Source organism: Luteitalea sp. TBR-22 (assembly GCF_016865485.1).
In the GTDB taxonomy this organism is placed as follows: domain Bacteria; phylum Acidobacteriota; class Vicinamibacteria; order Vicinamibacterales; family Vicinamibacteraceae; genus Luteitalea.
In genome coordinates this window covers 1,850,775-1,867,481 of the sequence record NZ_AP024452.1, presented here as the reverse complement: position 1 = coordinate 1,867,481, position 16,707 = coordinate 1,850,775, and the positions used below count along the sequence as shown (strand labels likewise).

Sequence of the window (16,707 nt, the reverse complement as noted above, 5' to 3'; positions counted from 1 at the left end):
TTTTCCTTCTGCTCTTCTGCTCTTCTTACCTTCGCGCTAGCTGACGTCTGTAAGGTGAGCTAGCGCGCCTGTGCTGTCGCCGAGCGTTTCGGTCTTCACGCCGACGCCGTCGAGCAGGGTGAGGAACAGGTTGTTCATCGGGGTCTGCTTGTCGTAGACCACGTGGCGGCCGGTGCGCAGCAGGCCGTTGCCCTGGCCGACGACCAGCACCGGGAGGTCGTCGTGGGTGTGGCGGTTGCCGTCGCTCAGGCCGCTGCCGTACACGATCATCGAGCGCTCGAGCAGGCTCGCGTCGCCGTCGCGGGTCGCCTTCATCTTGTCGAGGAAGTACGTGAACAGCTCGGCGTGGAAGACGTTGATCTGCTCGACGCGCTTCATCCAGTCGGCGTTGTTGCGGTGATGCGTGAGCGGGTGGTGCGGGTCGGGCACGCCGATCTCCGGGTACGTGCGCATCGACCCCTCGCGGCCCATCATCATCGTCACGACGCGGGTCAGGTCGGTCTGGAAGGCGACGACCTGCAGGTCGAACATCAGCTTCACGTAGTCGGCATACGCCACCGGGATGCCGGTCGGCTTGTCGATGCCGGGCCGCAGGTCGCGCGTGTCGCTCTCGGCGACCTCGATCTGCCGCTCGATCTCGCGCACCGCGTGCAGGTACTCGTCGACCTTGCGGCGGTCGCTGGCGCCGAGCGTGCCGGTCAGCTGCCTGGTGCGCTCCCCCACCACGTCGAGGATGCTGCGGCGGTGCAGCAGGCGGCGCTGCCGCGTCGCCGGGTCGAGGTGGGCGTCGGCGCCGAACAGGCGCTCGAAGACGAGCCGCGGGTTGGTCTCGGGCGGCATCGGCGCGCTCTCGCTGCGCCACGCCAGGCTGTTGGTGTAGGCGCAGCTGTACCCAGAGTCGCAGTTGCCGACGGTGCGCGAGTCGTCGCAGCCGAGCTCGAGCGACGCGAAGCGCGTCTGCGTGCCGATGGCCTGCGCCGCAATCTGGTCCGCGGAGACGCCGTTCTGGATGTCGGCCCCGGCGGTCTTCTTCGGGTGCACGCCGGTGAGGTACGACGCCGCGGCGCGGGCGTGGTCGCCGGCGCCGTCGCCGAGCGCCATGCCGTTCTTCTGCGCCAGCCCGGTGAGCACGAGCATGTCGGCGCGGTGCGCCGCCATCGGCTTGAGCACCGTCGAGAGCTCGAAGGCCGCGCCGGCGCCCTGCGGCGTCCAGCCGGTCATCGACACGCCGTTGGGCACGTACGTGAACACCAGGCGGGTCGGTCCGGCGGCGCGCGCCGCCTGGGCACCCCGCGCCAGGGCCGGCGTCATGGCGTCGAGCATCGGCAGCGCAATCGAGGCGCCGAGGCCGCGCAGGAACGTGCGTCGTGGCAGGTGCGTGCCCGTGATGATCATGGTGCGGTCACTCCCGGGGCCACGCCCCGTCGCATCTGGAACGGCAGGCTGTTGACGATCTCGAGCACGAGGCCCGAGAAGCGGTACTCGTGTTGCGGCAGGCGGCTGACGATGCCGCGCACCGTCGGCTTGTCGTGGCGCGCGAGGCCGCGACCGAGCGCGTAGGTCAGCAGCTTCGAGGTGAGCGCCCGCGTGAAGTCCTGCCGGTCCTCCAGCAGGATGGTGCGCAGTTCCGATGGATGATGGAACGTGCGGCCATCGGGCAGCTCGCCCTTCGGGTCGATCGGGAACTTGCCGTCCATCGCCCGCCAGGCGCCGATCGCGTCGTAGTTCTCGAGGCCGAAGCCAAGCGGGTCCATGCGCCGATGGCACGAGGCACAGGTCGGGTTGGCGCGGTGCGCTTCCATCTGTTGCCGTAAGGACGCCGTCTCGCCGACCTTCGTCTCGTCGAGTGGCGGCACGCCGGCCGGCGGGTCGGGTGGCGGCGCGTCGAGCAGGTTCTCGAGCACCCACTTGCCGCGCAGCACCGGCGACGTGCGGGTCGCGTACGACGACACGGTGAGCACGCTGGCCTGCGTGAGCACGCCGCCGCGCGTGCCGTCGGTGAGCGCGACGCGACGGAAGGCCGGCCCGGTCACGCCCTCGACGCCGTAGTGCCGCGCCAGCCGCTCGTTGAGGAAGGTGTACTTCGCGTCGAGGAAGTCCAGCACGCTCCGGTCCTCGCGCACCACGTGCTGCATGAACAGCATCGTCTCGTTGCGCATCGACAGCCGGAGGTAGTTGTCGAAGGCCGGGAACTTGTCGCGATCGGGCGACACCGACTCGAGCGCCCGGAACTGCAGCCACTGGCCGCCGAACTCCTCGACCAGCGCCTGCGACTTCGGGTCGGCCAGCATGCGCCGCACCTGCGCCTCGAGCACGCCCTTGACGCGCAGCTGCCCGCGGTCGGCCACGCGCCGCAGCTCGGCATCGGGCAGGCTGGCCCAGAGGAAGTACGACAGGCGGGTGGCGAGTTCGTGGTCGCTCACCGGAAAGAACTGCGATGCCGTCGTGGCGACCTGATCGCGCTCGATGCGGAACAGGAAGTCCGGCGACACGAGCACGGTCTGCAGCGCGATCGCCAGCGCCTCGTCGAACGTCTCGCCCGCCTTCCGGGCTCTGGCCATCACCGCGACGTACGGCGCCAGCTCGCCGGTCGTGACCGGCCGGCGGAAGGCGCGTTGCGCGACGTGCGAGATGTTGCGCAGCGCGCAGGCGGGGCCATGGGGACTGGAGGCTCCCGCTCGACGGGCGGGCCGCGCCTCGCCAGCGGCGCCGCCGGGCAGGTGGCCGCAGGCGTACACGGCGCGCAGCGACTCGCGCGACGGCGCGGTCTGCGGATCGAACGGCCCGGCGAGCTCGAGGCGACCGACGCGCGCCAGGTTGATCGGCGCCTTCTTGAGCGCCTCCATGCGCTCCTCGAAGTTCTTGCGCGCAGCGGCGATGCGCTCCGGCGTCGGGTTGTTGCGCGGCGGCGTGAACACCGGCACGCGGTCCTGGTCCGGGCGGTCGGAGGGCTTCGGGCCGTTGAAGCGGCGCGGCAGCCCGTCGAAGAGGTCGAGCACGGTCACCGCGAGCCAGCGCTCGCCGGGCGCGAGCGGCACGCGGAACTCCAGCGTCTTGCCGTCGAGTTCCTGCTCGTCCTCCTCGAACGACGCCTGCGCCGCCGGGTCGATCTCCTGCGAGGCGGCGAGCGTGCCGTCCACGTACAGGCCGATGCGCACCGGCATCGACCCGAGCGGGCGACGGCCGTTGAGGAACGCGCGGATCAGGTACGTGCCCGGCACCGTCACCCGGTGCAGGGCGTGCGCGCCGTTGGGCAGGCTCAGGCCAGTCGTGTCGTAGGCGGCGGGCACCTCGCGCAGCGGAGCGACGACCGCCGTCGGCGCCTTCAGGCGCACCAGCTGCGGGGCCTGCGCCTCGTGCCCGAACATCGCCGTGCGCACCACGCGCTCGGCCGCCACCATGTACTTCTCCATCAGCACCGGCGACAGCGACAGCACGTCGGCGATGTTGTCGAAGCCGTACCCGGCGTCGTCCTGCGGGAAGTCGTCGGCGGGACGGATGTCGACGCCGAACAGGTCGCGGACGGTGTTGTTGTACTCGGTGCGATTGAGGCGTCGGGCGGTGATGCGGCCCGGGTCGGGCGGCGTGATGCGCTCGAGCCGCGCGAACTCCTGCTGGATCCAGGTGGTGACCGCCTCGACCTCCTTGTGGTCGGGGCGCTCCTCGTCCTCCGGCGGCATCTCGCCGGTGCGCAGCTTGAGCAGGACCGTCTCGAATTCCTCGGGGTGCGCCGCGACGGCCTCCGCGACCTGATGGCGCTCGAGGTTCACCCCGCCCTTCTGCCGACGGTCGTTGTGGCAGTCGGTGCAGGTCTTCTCGAGGAAGGGGCGGACGACCGTGTCGAAGGTCGCGCGGTCCGGCTCGCGGTCGCTGGCCGGGCTGGGGCCAGACGACGCGGAGGCGGCCAGGGAGGCCACGGCCACGAACAGCAGGACGAGCGCGCGTCGCACGGGATCCCCGGCATTGTAAACCGGGGCGCAACGGCACGGCGAGGGCGATCGGACCCGCCCGCCCCACTGGGCGTGGCGGGACGCGGGCTCAGCCGGGTCGGGCTAGGTCGCCGACATGACGATGCCGTTCAGGCGAATCTCGAACACGAGGGTCGCATTCGGCGGAATCGACTGGTTGCCGGCCGCCCCATAGGCCATGTCGGGCGGCATGATCACGCGCCGGATGCCACCGACCCGCATGCCGGCGACGCCCTGGTCAAACCCCTTGATGACCTGGCCGCTGCCGAGCGTGAAGGCGAACGGCGTGCAGGTACTCGGGCAGGACGTGTCGAACAGGGAACCCTTGTTGTCGGTGGTGGCGGTGCTGTACAGCCACCCGAAGTAATCGACGCTCACCCGCAGCCCCGTGACGGCTTCGTCACCCGTGCCGGCCGTCAGGTCGGTGAACGAGAAGGGCACGTTGGCGACCCACGTCTGGTTGTTGGTCGTGGGCGACGTCGAGTTGCTTCCCCCGCCACAGGCCGCCGCCGACACCGATGCCGCGAGCCCGAGGAGCAGCGCACGACGCGAGGGGTACATCGAATCCATAGACATCCAGTTGACGAGCGTACCAGACGAAAACTTGGCAGTTGTGTGAATTTCGAGACGCCGGCCAAACCCGTCCGTGGGGCGTCAGAAGAGACCGGCTACGCCGGATCGCCACGCTCCCGTCTGCCGATGTCACCGGCGCAGTGCGATCTGTCGGCCGGCGGCGTTCGAGCAGGCATGTCGCTCACCCGCGCCGTCCTCGCCGCCCTGCTGCTCGGCCCGCTGCTGCCCGCGCTGGCCGCTGCCGACATCGCCCCCTCGCCCCGCGACACCCCGGCTCCGGCAGAGCGCCGCACCGGGCGCGTGCCCGCCACGGTCACGGTCACGCCGTCCTCGGCCCAGGCGCCGACACACATGGTCATTACGGTGCCCCGGGAGGTGCTCCGACAGGTCATGGCCGGGTCGCCGACCGCTGGCACGCTCGAGGTCGCTCCGGCCGACGATGCGGGTCCGGCGGGCGGGCCGCGGGCGCGTCACGTGGTCGGCGCAGTCGCCCTGGCGCTGGCCATCGCGACGTTGCCGCTCGTCTGGCGCGGGCGGCGGCGCACGGTCGTCGCGGTGGCGCTCCTGGGCGCGGCGCTCGCCGGCGGCGTCCTGCTCGGTGCCGACCGGGCCGATGCCGGGTTCCTGCAGCGCCCGACGCCGAAGACCGTCGAGTTCGTCATCGTCCCCGGACGCGGTCCCGTCCGCGTCGCGGTCACCTACGCCCCGTGAACGGCGGCTTCGAGACGACCGACGCAGCGGCGACGTGGCCGCAGGCGCAGGCGCTCGACGTACGCGCGCCGCTGGGTGCCGCGCCCACCGTCGGAAGCGCCTGGAGCGCGGCCGGCGTGGCCATGCTCGCGGGCCTCGCCGCGACCTGCGCGCTCGCGCCCGTCCAGCTCTCGATGACCGTCGTCGTCGCCGCGGCGGGCCTGCACAACTGGTGCGAGGCGCGGTACCTGCTGTCGCGGATGCCGGCCCGCTGGGGGCCGCTGCGTCCCTGGTTCGTCGCGGCCCTGACCGGCACGGTGGGGCTTGCGGCGGCGCACGTGCTCATCGGCCTCGCACCTGGCACGGGCGACCAGGCGACGATGCGGTTGTCGTGGTGGCACACGGCGCTCGTCGGGTGGGTTGTCGGGTTGTGGGCGTGCCGGCGCCCCGGGCGCGTCGAGGTGCCGCAATGGCTCCCCGCCGCGTTCGCCTGCGTCGGCCTGGCCTGGCTGGCGCCGCGCTGGATGTCCCTGGGGCTGGTCTACGTGCATCCGTTGCTGGCGCTGGTGTTCGTGGACCGCGAACTCGCGGTGCGACGGTCGCCGTGGCTTCACGCCTGGCGTCGGACGCTCGGCGCGCTCCCCGGCGCGCTGCTGCTGGTGTGGACGCTCACCACGCTGCTGCCCACGACCGCCGACGCGTCGACCACGGTGCCGCAGGCCGGCGCGTTCCTGCTGCCGGCTGGCCTGGCGGCGCCGTTGGTGGCCACGCACGTGCTGCTCGAGTCGCTGCACTACGTCGCGTGGATCGTGCTGCTGCCGCTCGCGAGCGGCGCGCGACCGTGGCATCTGCGCCAGGTGCCGCTGGCGCTTGCCTCCGCCGGCGCGCGACGAGTCCTGGTCGGCGTGCTCGTCGGCGGCGCGCTGGCGGTCGGGCTGCTCTGGATCGCGTTCGCGTGGGATTACGAGACGACGAGGGACGTGTACTTCACCGTCGCGGTGCTGCACGTGATCGCCGAGGCGCCGTTCCTCGTCCGCCTGCCGTGGGCCGTCCGATGACGTGGGATCCGGCCGAACTCTGGCGCTGGCTGCCGGTGGGCTACGTGGTCACGCTGGCCATCGAGGCCCCCATCCTCTCGCTGGGGCTGTCGCGACCCGTGGTCGGCTGGCAACGGCTGGCGGTGGCCGCGTGGCTCACCGCAGTCACCTACCCGGTGGTCGTCGTCGCGCTGCCGCTCGCCCTGCCGGCGAGCACGCCGTGGCTCGCGTACTTCCTCATCGCCGAGACGTTCGCCATCGTCACCGAATGCCTGCTGTTCCGCCTGGCGTGGCGCGGGACCTGGCGCGACGTCGGCGTGGTCGCCCTGGCCAACCTCGTGTCAGCGACCGTGGGGCTCGGCATGGCCTCACACGGGTAGGGCCGGGTGTCCTACCCGGCCGCTTTCGGGACTGATTGCGGCGCGGTGAGACACCGCGCCCTACCTCTGCATGCGGGCGTCGCGACTGAGCGCAATCGCGAAGACCAGGAACATGACGATCGCGACGGCCATCGGCCGCAGCGTGCCGTCGAAGGCGGCCGAGACGGCGAGCGTGGCCAGCCCCGACGTGCCGTACTGCGCGGCGCCGAGCAGCGCCGACGCCGTGCCCGCGTCCCTGTCGAACGGCGCGAGCGCGAGCGCCGTCGTGTTGGGGAGCACGAAGCCGAGGAGCAGCACGAGCACGAGGATCGGCGCGGCAAGGGCAACCAGCCCCGTCGATCCGGAGAGCACCAGGCCGAGAAAGACAGCGCCGGCGGCCAGTTGCACCAGCAGCGCACGCCACAGGATCACGCCCGTTTCCTCGCGGCGCAGCAGGGCGCGATTGAGCTGCGACGCGCCGATCAGCCCGATCGAGTTGAGCCCGAACATCGCGGCAAAGCCCGACGGCGACAGGCCGAGCACCTGCATGTACAGGAACGGTGCGCCGGCGATGTAGGCAAACAGCACGCACTGCGCGAGCGCCTGCGCCGACGCGAAGCGCCGGAAGCGTGGATGACGCGCGACGCGGCCGAACGCCGCCAACGCGGTGCCCACGGTGAGCGTGGTGGCGCGCGCGTCCGGTGCGGTGTCGGGCAGCCCACGCCACACGGCGACCCAGCACGACGCGCCGAACACCATGAGGATGCCGAACAGCGCGCGCCAGCCCGCGTGCGCCAGCACCCACCCGCCGACCAGCGGCGCGAGGATCGGCGCCACGCCCATCACCAGCATCAGCGACGACAACACGCGCGCCGCCTCGCGCGGTCCGAACACGTCGCGCACCACCGCCCGCGCCATGACCACACCGGCACAGCCGCCGAGCGCCTGTAGCCCGCGCCACGCCGTGAGCATGCCGATCGACGTGGCGAGTGCGCAGCCGAGAGAGGCCAGCGTGTACAGGGCCAGGCCGACGAGCAGCGGCAGCCGCCTGCCGAAGCGATCGGACATCGGCCCATAGCCGAGCTGTCCGAGCGAGAGCCCGAGGAAGAACACCGACAAGGTGCGCTGCACCGCCGCGGCGTCGGTCGCCAAGGCCTGCTCCAGCGTCGGGAACGCCGGCAGGTACATGTCGATCGACATCGGCGCGATCGCCGTCAGGCTGCCGAGCAGCAGGATCAGTCCGCGGGGCACACGGCATTATGGGTGCCCCGGGGAATGCCGCGATGCCGCGATGCCGGGAATGTCGGAGACCGCCACCCATGTCCGGCAACGCCGCGGTTGTCGGAACCCGATGGCTCCTGGCGGAGCGCGCGCGAGAATGCGTCGAGCCCCGACCCATCCGGCAAGAGCCGAGGCGCCTCGACATTCGGCCGTCGCGGCATCGCGGCATTTCTGGCCAGAGTGAACCCAGCCAGCCCCCCTGCCGTCAAAGGCGCAGGAAGACATTCACGAGGAGCCTGCCGATGTCCGTGCGCCTGTCGTCGCTGTTTGCCGCGTCCCTGATCACCCTGGCCCCGGCCCTGGCGGCCGCGCAGCCGGTGCCGTTCGAGCGCACCCTGTCGGTCGGCGCGTCGCCGGCGCTCGACGTCTCCACCGGCAGCGGCAACGTGGTCGTGCAGAGCGGCGGCTCGTCGATCGTCATCAAGGGCACCGTGGAGCCGCGCAAGGGCTGGGGCGCGCCGGCCAACGCGGCCGATATCGCCAGGCAGGTTGCCGCAAAGCCGCCAATCGTGCAGGCCGGCGACAGCATCACGGTGGGCCGCCTCGACGAGGCCCAGAAGCAGGCCGTCTCGATCTCCTACGACATCATCGTGCCGGCCGGGACGATGGTCGCGGCGCGTTCGGGGTCGGGCAACGTCCGCGTCTCCGGGGTGAACAACGCCGTGAAGGCGACCAGCGGCTCGGGCAACGTCGAGGTGATGGAGATCGGCGGCACCGTCGACGCCAACTCCGGCTCGGGCAACGTCACGGTGAAGGGCGCCCGCCAGGCCGCGAGCCTCTCGAGCGGCAGCGGCAACATCGTGGCGATCCTGACCGGCAAGGGCGACGTGAAGGCCAGCACCGGCAGCGGCGACATCAAGATCACCGGCGCGCACGGGCTGGTCGCCGCCAACACGGGCAGCGGCAGCATCGGCGTCGAGGGCACGCCGACCGGGGACTGGAAGGTGTCGTCGGCGTCGGGTGACGTGCAGGTGGCCCTGCCCGCCACCCAGGGCTTCGTCGTCGACGCCAGGACGGCGTCGGGCAGCCTCGACGTGGCCGCCCCGCTGACCGTCGAGGGCAAGGTCAACCCGCGCCACATCACCGGCACCGTCCGCGGCGGCGGCCCGACGCTGCGCCTCAGCACCGCCAGCGGCGACATCGCCGTGAAGTAGGAAGGGGACCACCCGCGGTCGCCGTCAGATCGCCCTGGCCCAGCTCGTCTTCGGAGCATGAGCATCTGGGCCAACGAGCGACTGGTGGTGTTCGGCGCGCCGACCGACCTGCGAGCCTTCAGCCGTGAGGCAGGGCCCGCGTCAGGGCGCATCGACACCGACAGGAGTCGCGTGTTCCTCCCCTCCATGGAGCATGGAGAGGGCGGCGACCTCTTCAGCGACCGGACCGAACGGCTCACGCCGGACCTCTCGCGCAAGCGCTATCACTGGCAGTCGAGCACCGACGATGAGGGACCGATGGTGAAGCGGGTGGCACGTCGCCACCCGCGCCTGGCCTTCATCCTCATCGACAGCTGCGTGGATGTCGACTTGCAGGGCGGGGGTCTCTACCGCGCGCGCCACGCACCGGAGCGGTGGGACGTGCCAGCCGAGGTGCGCGAGGCCCTGATGTGGCGCCGGTACGACGAGTTCGGCGTGCTGGCCGACCAGTCGGGCGCGAAGAAGGCAGCCGCCCTCTACGAGTCGGAGAACCAGGCCTTCATCGACATGATGGACCTGGTGGAGTTCCACTTCACGCCCGCCGCCATGGACTGGGTGCGATCCCGATCGAGGTGAGGACCTGGCCCGGGACCTTCGCCCGCCGCCATTCTTCCTCCTTCTTCCTCTCTTCCTCCTTCTTCTCTTCCTCTCTTCCTCCTTCTTCCTCGTTCTTCGTCCTTCTCCCTTCCCGCCCTGCCTTCTTTCCTTCTGCTCTTCTACTCTTCTTCCTTCTCACCTGACGAACGCCTCCGGCAGCCCGCCGTCGACGTTGATGACCTGGCCCGTCACCCGCCCCGTCAGGTCCGACAGCAGGAAGTACGCCGCCTCGGCCTGATCCTCGGGCGTGATCGGCTGGCGGGTCAGCGTGCGCTGCGCGTAGAACTGCGCGAGCTGCGTGCGCAGATCGTCGGCTGACGCCTCTGGATCGAACGCGATCCCGTACTTCTTCAGCGACGACATCACCCGGTCCTTCGGGAACATCGTCGAGCCCTGCACCACCGTCGCCGGCGCGAGACCGTTGACGCGCACCAGCGGCGCCAGTTCCACCGCGAGGGTCCGCACCAGGTGGTTTGCCGCCGCCTTCGACGTGTCGTAGGCGGCCGACCCCTTCTTGGCGACGAGCGCGTTCACGCTGGTCGTCAGCACGAGGCTGCCGTGCAGGTGCTGCGCCTCCCACACCGGCCGGCACTCGTCGGCAACGAGGTAGCCGCCCATCACGTTGACGTCGAACGTCGTGCGCCACATGTCGTCGGTCACGTGCCCGGTGGCGTCGGGCGTCGGGAAGATGCCCGCCGTCACCACCACGTGGTCGATTCCGCCGTACGCGAGCAGCGCCTGCCGCACGAGGCCCTTGACACTGGCGCGGTCGGTCACGTCGACGCCGACGCCGATCGCCGGGCCGCAGCCGCTGATGCCGCTGCCGGCGACCCCGATGCCCACCCCGTACTTCTTCGTGAGCTCGGCGGCCGTCGCCTCGGCCGCCTCGAGCGACAGATCCGCGCACACCACGTGCGCGCCTTCCGACGCCACCCGGTGCGCCACGGCCCGACCGATCCCGCTGCCCGCGCCGACGACGACCACGACGCGCCGCGCGAGCGGCTTCTCGGCCGGCATCCGCTGCAGCTTGGCTTCCTCGAGCAGCCAGTACTCGATGTCGAAGGCCTCCTGCTGTGGCAGCGCCACGTACTCGTCGATCGCCTCGGCGCCGCGCATCACCTCGACCGCGCAGTTGTAGAACTCGGCCGTCACGCGCGACTCGCTCTTGTCCTTGCCGAACGCGATCATCCCGAGGCCGGGGATCAGGATCACCGTGGGGTTGGGATCGCGCATGGCCGGCGAGTTCGGGTGCCTGCACGCCTCGTAGTAGGCCGCGTAATCGCGCCGGTACCGTGCGAGGCCGTCGGCCAGGAGCGTACGCAGCGCCGCCACGTCGCCCGACGCGGGATCCCAGGCGACGTACAGCGGCTTGATCTTGGTGCGCAGGAAATGGTCGGGGCAGGAGGTGCCGAGCTCGGCGAGCCGCGGCGCGTCGTGGCTGTTGACGAACCGGAGAATCGTCGCGTCGTGCTGCAGGGTGGCAATCATCCGTCGCGACTGCGACACCTGGCCGCGCAGCCACGGCAGGACCTGCAGCAGCACCGACTCGCGCGTCGCCTCGTCGAGCGCGGCGTACTTCTGCCCGCCGAAGGTCTGCGCGCCCTTGTCGCGCGCCTCGATGTACTCGGCCGCCCTGGTGATCAGCGACAGCGTGAGGTCGTAGCAGGCCTTGTCGTCCTCGGCCCAGTTGATCAGGCCGTGCTGCCCGAGCACGATCCCCCTGGCCTGCGGGTGCCTGGCAATGACGTCCTGCAGCGTCAGCCCGAGTTCGAAGCCCGGGCGCTGCCATGCCGTCCAGACCACCTCGTCGCCATAGATTTCGTGCGTCAGGCGTTCCGAGTGGCGCGAGGCGGCGACGCTGATCACCGCGTTGGGGTGCATGTGGTCGACGTGCGCCGCCGGGACGAACGCATGCAGCGGCGTGTCGATCGAGCTGGCACGCGGGTTCAGGTTGAACGTGCAGTGCGGGTAGAGGCCCACCATGTGGTCCTCGCCCGGCGTCTTGACGCCCCGCCGCTCCATGGCGGCGTAGACCTGCTGCAACTGGAGCAACCGGTCCTGGTAGAGCGAGGCGAAGTTGCCGAGCGTGCTCGTCCGCAGGTCGCCGCCCGACCCCTTCACCCAGAGCACCTTCACGGGCGCGCCGGTGATCGGGTCGGCCTCGGTCAGCTTGGCCGAGGTGTTGCCGCCGCCCGTGTTGGTGATGCGCTGGTCGGCGCCGAGGATGTTCGAGCGATAGACGAGGCGCTGCGCCGGCGACAGCGTCGCGGCGTGCGAGTCGTCCCAGAGGTAGGTGACGTGGGGAGACATCGGGAGTCGGGAGTCGGGAGTCGGGAGTCCGAGTTCGGGTAGCGGCGTTGGGGGGCACGGCACCGGCGGCCGCGTTGCTCAGGATACCCCCGGGCGCGCCCCGCAATCGTGCGTCGTGACTCTGATACAGTGCCTCTCCCCCGGGAGATCGCCATGTCGCACGAGCAGATCGCCGCCGCTGCCCTCGACCAGCTCGCCATCGAGCTGCCGTCGTGGGGCTTTGCCAACACCGGCACGCGCTTCGGCAAGTTCCTGCAGGCCGCTGCCGCCACCACGCTCGAGGAGAAGTTCGCCGACGCGGCGCAGGTCCATGCGCTGACGGGCGCGTGCCCGACCCTCGCCCTTCACGTGCTGTGGGACCTGCCCGGGGGCGTGGCCGATGTGGCGCGCGTGCAGGCGCTCGAGGCCAGACACGGCGTCCGCGCCGGGTCGATCAACCCGAACCTGTTCCAGGGCCAGCGCTACAAGCACGGATCGGTCGGCAACCCCGATCCTGCCATCCGTGCCGAGGCCCTCGCGCACCTGCGCGAGAGCGTCGACATCGCGCGACAGCTCGGGTCGCGCGACCTCTCGCTGTGGTTCGCCGACGGCTCCAACTACCCCGGCACGCAGCACATCCGGCAACGCAAGCACTGGTTCGCCGAAGCCCTGTCGATGGTGCACGAGCGGCTCGGGCCGGGCCAGCGCATGCTCGTCGAATACAAGCCGTTCGAGCCGGCCTTCTACCACACCGACATCGCCGACTGGGGCATGGCGCTGCTGCTGGCGCGCGAGGCCGGCCCGCAGGCGCACGTGCTGGTCGACACCGGCCACCACTACCAGTCGCAGAACATCGAGCAGATCGTCGCGTGGCTGCTCGACGAGCAGCGCCTCGGCGGCTTCCACTTCAACGATCGCCGCTACGCCGACGACGACCTCACGCTCGGGTCGATCGACCCCTACCAGGTGTTCCGCATCTTTCACGAGATCCAGCAGTTCGCGTGGGAGCGCGGCGCGGCGCCCGACCTGGCCTACATGGTCGACCAGAGCCACAACCTGAAGGGCAAGATCGAGGCGATGATCCAGACGGTGCGGACCGCCCAGGAACTGTGGGTGAAGGCCGCCCTCGTCGACCGCGAGGCGCTGGCCGGTCACCAGGCCGCCTGTCGCCTCGTCGAGGCCGAGCGCTGCCTCACCGACGCCTTCGCCACCGACACGCGGCCGCTCGTCACCGCCTGGGCGACCGCCAGGGGCCTGCCGCCCGATCCGTTCGTCGCGTTCCGCGAGAGCGGCTACCTCGAGACCATCACGCGCGAGCGCGGCGACCGCAACCTCGCGTCGGTCACCTCCTACGCCTGACCATGCCCGCCACCTGGCGCATCGCGGCAGGCGACCTCGGCGCCACGAGCGGCCGTGTCATGCGCGCCGACGTCGACACGGCGGCCGGCACGCTGGCCCTCGCCGAGGTCCACCGGTTCCCGACGCCCACCGTCACCGACGGCACGCGCCTGCACTGGGATGCGCCGCGCCTGCTCGACGAGGTCCTCGCCGGGCTGACACGCGCCTCGGCGCACGGCCGCCTCGACAGCCTCGGCCTCGATACCTGGGGCGTCGACTACGGCCTGGTCGACGAGACCGGCGACCTGCTCGGCCTGCCCTTCCATTACCGCGACGCCCGCACCGACGGCGTGATGGCCGACGTGCTCGCCCGGCTCGGGCGGGAACGCCTCTACGACCGCACGGGCATCCAGTTCCTGCCCTTCAACACGCTGTACCAGCTGGTCGCCGAGCACCGCGACGCCCCCGATCGCCTGGCGCGCGCCGCGACGCTCCTGACGATGCCCGACCTGCTCCACTTCTGGCTGACCGGGACCCGTGGCGTCGAGTTCACCAACGCCACGACCACGCAGATGCTGGACTGGCGGACGGGCGGATGGGCGACCGACGTGCTTGACGAACTCGACCTGCCCACCCACGTGCTCCCGGCCATCGTCGCGCCGGGCACGCAATTGGGCCTGCCGACCGCGGCGACCGTCGCCCGGGCGCCGGCGCTGGCCGGGGTGCCGGTGGTCGCCCCTGCCTGTCACGACACGGGCTCCGCGGTGGCCTCCATCCAGTCGGGGGCCGGGGTGGCCTTCCTGAGTTCGGGCACCTGGTCGCTGCTCGGAACCGAGTCACCGACGCCGGTCGTGTCGCGCGCCAGCCTGGCGCACAACTTCACCAACGAGGGCGGCGTGGCCGGCACCACCCGCGTGCTCCGCAACATCACGGGGCTCTGGATCCTGGAAGGGTGCCTGCGCGGCTGGCGCGACGACGGGCAGGCGTTCGCCGTCGACCAACTGCTCGCCGCGGCCGCGCAACGCCCGGCGTGCCGCGCGCTCATCGATCCCGACGACGCTGCCTTCCACCGCGCGCCCGACGCGGCGGCGGTGCAGGCCTGGTGCGCGCGTACGGGACAGCCGGTGCCCGAGTCGGCCTCCGACGTCGCCCGCGTCGTGCTCGACAGCCTCGCGCTCGCCTGTCGCCGCGTCGTGCGGGCGCTGGAGTTGGTCACCGGGGTGCCGGTGCACACGATCCGCATCATCGGCGGCGGGGCGCGCAATCGGCTGCTCAACCAGGCCACCGCAGACGCCACGGGCTGCCGCGTGCTGGCCGGTCCGGTCGAGGCCACGGCCCTCGGCAACGTCGCGGTGCAGTTGGTGACGCTGGGCGCCTGCCGCACGCTCGCCGACGCGCGTGCCCTGGTGGCCAGCGCCTTCCCGCCCGAGGAGTTCGCGCCGCGCGCGACGCAGGTGTGGGATCAAGCCGCGGAGCGCTTCGGCAATCTGAAACTGGAAACTTGAGGGCCTTGGGCCTTGGGCCTTGGGCCTTAGGCGTTGGGCCTTCGGCCTTCGGCACTTCCAGCCTTCTGCCTTTGGCCCTCGACGTGAGCCCTGAGCCCTGAGCCGTAAGCCGAACGCCGTGACTACGCCGTCTCGTCGCCGTCCATCGCGTCCGGAATGTCGTGCGCGTCGTCGAGCCACTCGCTGACGACGACGATGTAGCCGTCGGGGTCGCGCACCTCGAACTCGACGTCGTGGTAGGGCATGCGCTGGAGCGGCCGGGCGATCTCGCAGGTCGCGGCGAGCTTGGCGTACAGCTCGCGGATCCGTCCCCCCGAGAGGCGGACGTAGAGCGCCCAGCCGGCGCTCGGACGCAGGGCGGCGGGGTCGGGGGCGGCGCGCACCATCAGTTCGGCGCCCCCACGCGACAGCAGGGCGAACTGGTACGGCGGGTGTTGCGGGAAGGGGGCGACGTCGAACCCGAACGCGTTGGCGTAGAACTGCGCGGCGCGTTGCACGTCGGCCACGGCGAGCACGGCGGTCACGCACACCGGCTCGGCGGCGCGCCGCTCGATTCCCGTCCAGCCGCCCGGCGTGGTGCCGCCCTCCGGCTCGCGCGCGTCGAGGGCCTCCTGGTACTCGGCAAACTCCTTGAGGAACCGTTCCACCGGTTCGATGTTCCACGCCGGCGGCGGCACGAAGCGCTTGCGGGCTTCGGCGCTGTCGAGCACGTCGGCTCCGTAGATGGCGCGCAGCGCCGCCAGGTCCGGCGCCAGCAGGTCCTCGGAACGGCTGCGGAACTCCGGCCAGGCCGGATCGCCGAGCAGGCGCATCTGGCGCTGGACGAGCCGCGTGTAGGCCACCGTGATCGTCTCGTGGTACCGCTGCGGCTTGCCGGTGGAGATGGCGAGCCGCTTCAGCCCGCGCCGCAGGCGCCCCACCGCGTCGCGGAACGGCGCCTCTCGCAGGCACAGCCACGCGGCCCGGATGTGCGCCTCGTGGTCGAAGCCGCTCAGGTCCAGCGTGCCGGCGTCGAACTGCCGCAGGAACTCTTGGTCGCTCAGCATCTCTCTGTATGATGATGCGCCATGCGCATCATGCGGTGCATTACCGAGAACGACCTGATGGTCCACGTGACCGACGGCGAGTTGGGAAGCTATCACCTGCTGTCCGGCAACCCGTACGACGGCTTCAAGGCGACGCTGGCCCACGTGCCCGTCCGGCAGGTGCTCGCCCCGGTCGTCCCGACGATGATCTGGTGCATCGGGCTGAACTACAAGCGGCATGCCGAGGAGACCGGCGCGAAGATCCCCGAGCAGCCCGTGGTGTTTGCCAAGGGCCCCAACGCGGTGCAGCGCCCCGGGGGACCGATTGCCATCCCGCGCCACCTGGCCAGCGAGCAGGTCGACTACGAGTGCGAGCTCGCGGTGGTCATCGGCAAGCGGTGCAAGAACGTCTCGCCCGAGCGCGCCCTGGACTACGTGCTCGGCTACACGTGCGCCAACGACGTCAGCGCCCGCGACTGGCAGATCAAGCGCGGCGGCAGCCAGTGGAGCCGGGGCAAGACGTTCGACACGTTCGCCCCGCTCGGCCCGGTGCTGGTCACGGCCGACGAGATCCCCGATCCCAACAACCTGCGGATCACCACGCGTCTGAACGGCGAGATCGTGCAGGACTCCAACACCGCCGACATGATCTTCAGCGTGCGCGAGATCATCAGCTTCCTGAGCGGCAGCACCACCCTGCTTCCGGGCACGGTGATCCTGACCGGGACGCCCGAGGGCGTCGGCATGGCCCGCACGCCGCCCCGCTGGCTCGCGCCCGGCGACGAGGTGAGCATCGAGATCGAGAAGATCGGCACGCTGACCAACCCGGTCGTCCTCGAGGAAACGGCGTAG

General features: G+C 71.2%; 14 protein-coding genes. 8 read left to right on the top strand and 6 right to left on the bottom strand.

Annotation, left to right across the window (positions count from 1 at the left end; all coding sequences use genetic code 11):
• Positions 1-36 precede the first annotated feature (36 nt).
• The 3 genes from TBR22_RS07610 to TBR22_RS07600 all read right to left on the bottom strand — a co-directional run bounded on the left by TBR22_RS07610 (position 37) and on the right by TBR22_RS07600 (position 4,538).
• Positions 37-1,395 carry a DUF1552 domain-containing protein gene (locus TBR22_RS07610; RefSeq protein WP_239492368.1) on the bottom strand — a complete coding sequence of 453 codons (1,359 nt, stop codon included), beginning with the start codon at positions 1,393-1,395 and terminating at the stop codon, positions 37-39.
• Complete coding sequence (locus tag TBR22_RS07605; protein WP_239492367.1) at positions 1,392-3,950, bottom strand: DUF1592 domain-containing protein; 2,559 nt, start codon at positions 3,948-3,950, stop codon at positions 1,392-1,394. Before TBR22_RS07605 ends, TBR22_RS07610 begins: the two co-directional genes overlap by 4 nt.
• Before the next feature lie 102 nt (positions 3,951-4,052).
• On the bottom strand, positions 4,053-4,538 hold the full coding sequence (locus TBR22_RS07600; RefSeq protein WP_239492366.1) for an FKBP-type peptidyl-prolyl cis-trans isomerase: 486 nt from the start codon (positions 4,536-4,538) through the stop codon (positions 4,053-4,055).
• Between the two features lie 177 nt (positions 4,539-4,715).
• Between TBR22_RS07600 and TBR22_RS07595 the strand changes: the two genes are divergently transcribed.
• Genes TBR22_RS07595 through TBR22_RS07585 form a run of 3 tightly spaced genes read left to right on the top strand, consistent with a single transcriptional unit; the run spans position 4,716 to position 6,648 of the window.
• Positions 4,716-5,252, top strand: a complete 537-nt coding sequence (locus TBR22_RS07595; protein ID WP_239492365.1) for a hypothetical protein — start codon at positions 4,716-4,718, stop codon at positions 5,250-5,252.
• Positions 5,249-6,289 carry a hypothetical protein gene (locus tag TBR22_RS07590; protein ID WP_239492364.1) on the top strand — a complete coding sequence of 347 codons (1,041 nt, stop codon included), beginning with the start codon at positions 5,249-5,251 and terminating at the stop codon, positions 6,287-6,289. The genes TBR22_RS07595 and TBR22_RS07590 overlap by 4 nt, the downstream gene beginning before the upstream one ends.
• Positions 6,286-6,648 (top strand): hypothetical protein, encoded by a 363-nt coding sequence (locus TBR22_RS07585; RefSeq protein ID WP_239492363.1) that lies wholly within the window; start codon positions 6,286-6,288, stop codon positions 6,646-6,648. The genes TBR22_RS07590 and TBR22_RS07585 overlap by 4 nt, the downstream gene beginning before the upstream one ends.
• A 60-nt stretch (positions 6,649-6,708) precedes the next feature.
• On the opposite strand, the gene TBR22_RS07580 is transcribed toward TBR22_RS07585, so the two are convergent.
• Complete coding sequence (locus TBR22_RS07580) at positions 6,709-7,878, bottom strand: multidrug effflux MFS transporter (RefSeq protein ID WP_239492362.1); 1,170 nt, start codon at positions 7,876-7,878, stop codon at positions 6,709-6,711.
• Between the two features lie 272 nt (positions 7,879-8,150).
• Here TBR22_RS07580 and TBR22_RS07575 point away from each other — a divergent pair, with 272 nt between their 5' ends.
• Both TBR22_RS07575 and TBR22_RS07570 read left to right on the top strand, forming a co-directional pair.
• Positions 8,151-9,062, top strand: coding sequence for a DUF4097 family beta strand repeat-containing protein (locus TBR22_RS07575; protein ID WP_239492361.1), 912 nt, complete (start codon positions 8,151-8,153; stop codon positions 9,060-9,062).
• Positions 9,063-9,119: 57 nt separating this feature from the next.
• Complete coding sequence (locus tag TBR22_RS07570) at positions 9,120-9,677, top strand: hypothetical protein (protein ID WP_239492360.1); 558 nt, start codon at positions 9,120-9,122, stop codon at positions 9,675-9,677.
• A gap of 156 nt (positions 9,678-9,833) precedes the next feature.
• On the opposite strand, the gene TBR22_RS07565 is transcribed toward TBR22_RS07570, so the two are convergent.
• On the bottom strand, positions 9,834-12,008 hold the full coding sequence (locus TBR22_RS07565) for a bifunctional rhamnulose-1-phosphate aldolase/short-chain dehydrogenase (protein ID WP_239492359.1): 2,175 nt from the start codon (positions 12,006-12,008) through the stop codon (positions 9,834-9,836).
• 153 nt (positions 12,009-12,161) lie between these two features.
• Between TBR22_RS07565 and TBR22_RS07560 the strand changes: the two genes are divergently transcribed.
• Both TBR22_RS07560 and TBR22_RS07555 read left to right on the top strand, forming a co-directional pair.
• Positions 12,162-13,346, top strand: coding sequence for a TIM barrel protein (locus TBR22_RS07560; RefSeq protein WP_239492358.1), 1,185 nt, complete (start codon positions 12,162-12,164; stop codon positions 13,344-13,346).
• A 2-nt stretch (positions 13,347-13,348) separates the two neighbouring features.
• The gene (locus TBR22_RS07555) at positions 13,349-14,830 is read left to right on the top strand and encodes a rhamnulokinase family protein (RefSeq protein WP_239492357.1); all 1,482 of its coding nucleotides are present in this window, start codon (positions 13,349-13,351) and stop codon (positions 14,828-14,830) included.
• A 122-nt stretch (positions 14,831-14,952) separates the two neighbouring features.
• Here TBR22_RS07555 and TBR22_RS07550 read toward each other — a convergent pair whose 3' ends face one another.
• The gene (locus tag TBR22_RS07550; protein ID WP_239492356.1) at positions 14,953-15,876 is read right to left on the bottom strand and encodes a glyoxalase/bleomycin resistance/extradiol dioxygenase family protein; all 924 of its coding nucleotides are present in this window, start codon (positions 15,874-15,876) and stop codon (positions 14,953-14,955) included.
• 21 nt (positions 15,877-15,897) lie between these two features.
• Here TBR22_RS07550 and TBR22_RS07545 point away from each other — a divergent pair, with 21 nt between their 5' ends.
• Positions 15,898-16,707 (top strand): fumarylacetoacetate hydrolase family protein, encoded by an 810-nt coding sequence (locus TBR22_RS07545; protein ID WP_239492355.1) that lies wholly within the window; start codon positions 15,898-15,900, stop codon positions 16,705-16,707.

Excerpts from the sequence above, each read along its gene's own strand:
- TBR22_RS07610 (WP_239492368.1), bottom strand. The coding sequence starts at position 1,395 with ATGATCATCACGGGCACGCACCTGCCACGACGCACGTTCCTGCGCGGC.
- TBR22_RS07600 (WP_239492366.1), bottom strand. The coding sequence starts at position 4,538 with ATGGATTCGATGTACCCCTCGCGTCGTGCGCTGCTCCTCGGGCTCGCG.
- TBR22_RS07595 (WP_239492365.1), top strand. The coding sequence starts at position 4,716 with ATGTCGCTCACCCGCGCCGTCCTCGCCGCCCTGCTGCTCGGCCCGCTG.
- TBR22_RS07585 (WP_239492363.1), top strand. The coding sequence starts at position 6,286 with ATGACGTGGGATCCGGCCGAACTCTGGCGCTGGCTGCCGGTGGGCTAC.
- TBR22_RS07575 (WP_239492361.1), top strand. The coding sequence starts at position 8,151 with ATGTCCGTGCGCCTGTCGTCGCTGTTTGCCGCGTCCCTGATCACCCTG.
- TBR22_RS07570 (WP_239492360.1), top strand. The coding sequence starts at position 9,120 with ATGAGCATCTGGGCCAACGAGCGACTGGTGGTGTTCGGCGCGCCGACC.
- TBR22_RS07565 (WP_239492359.1), bottom strand. The coding sequence starts at position 12,008 with ATGTCTCCCCACGTCACCTACCTCTGGGACGACTCGCACGCCGCGACG.
- TBR22_RS07560 (WP_239492358.1), top strand. The coding sequence starts at position 12,162 with ATGTCGCACGAGCAGATCGCCGCCGCTGCCCTCGACCAGCTCGCCATC.
- TBR22_RS07555 (WP_239492357.1), top strand. The coding sequence starts at position 13,349 with ATGCCCGCCACCTGGCGCATCGCGGCAGGCGACCTCGGCGCCACGAGC.
- TBR22_RS07550 (WP_239492356.1), bottom strand. The coding sequence starts at position 15,876 with ATGCTGAGCGACCAAGAGTTCCTGCGGCAGTTCGACGCCGGCACGCTG.
- TBR22_RS07545 (WP_239492355.1), top strand. The coding sequence starts at position 15,898 with ATGCGCATCATGCGGTGCATTACCGAGAACGACCTGATGGTCCACGTG.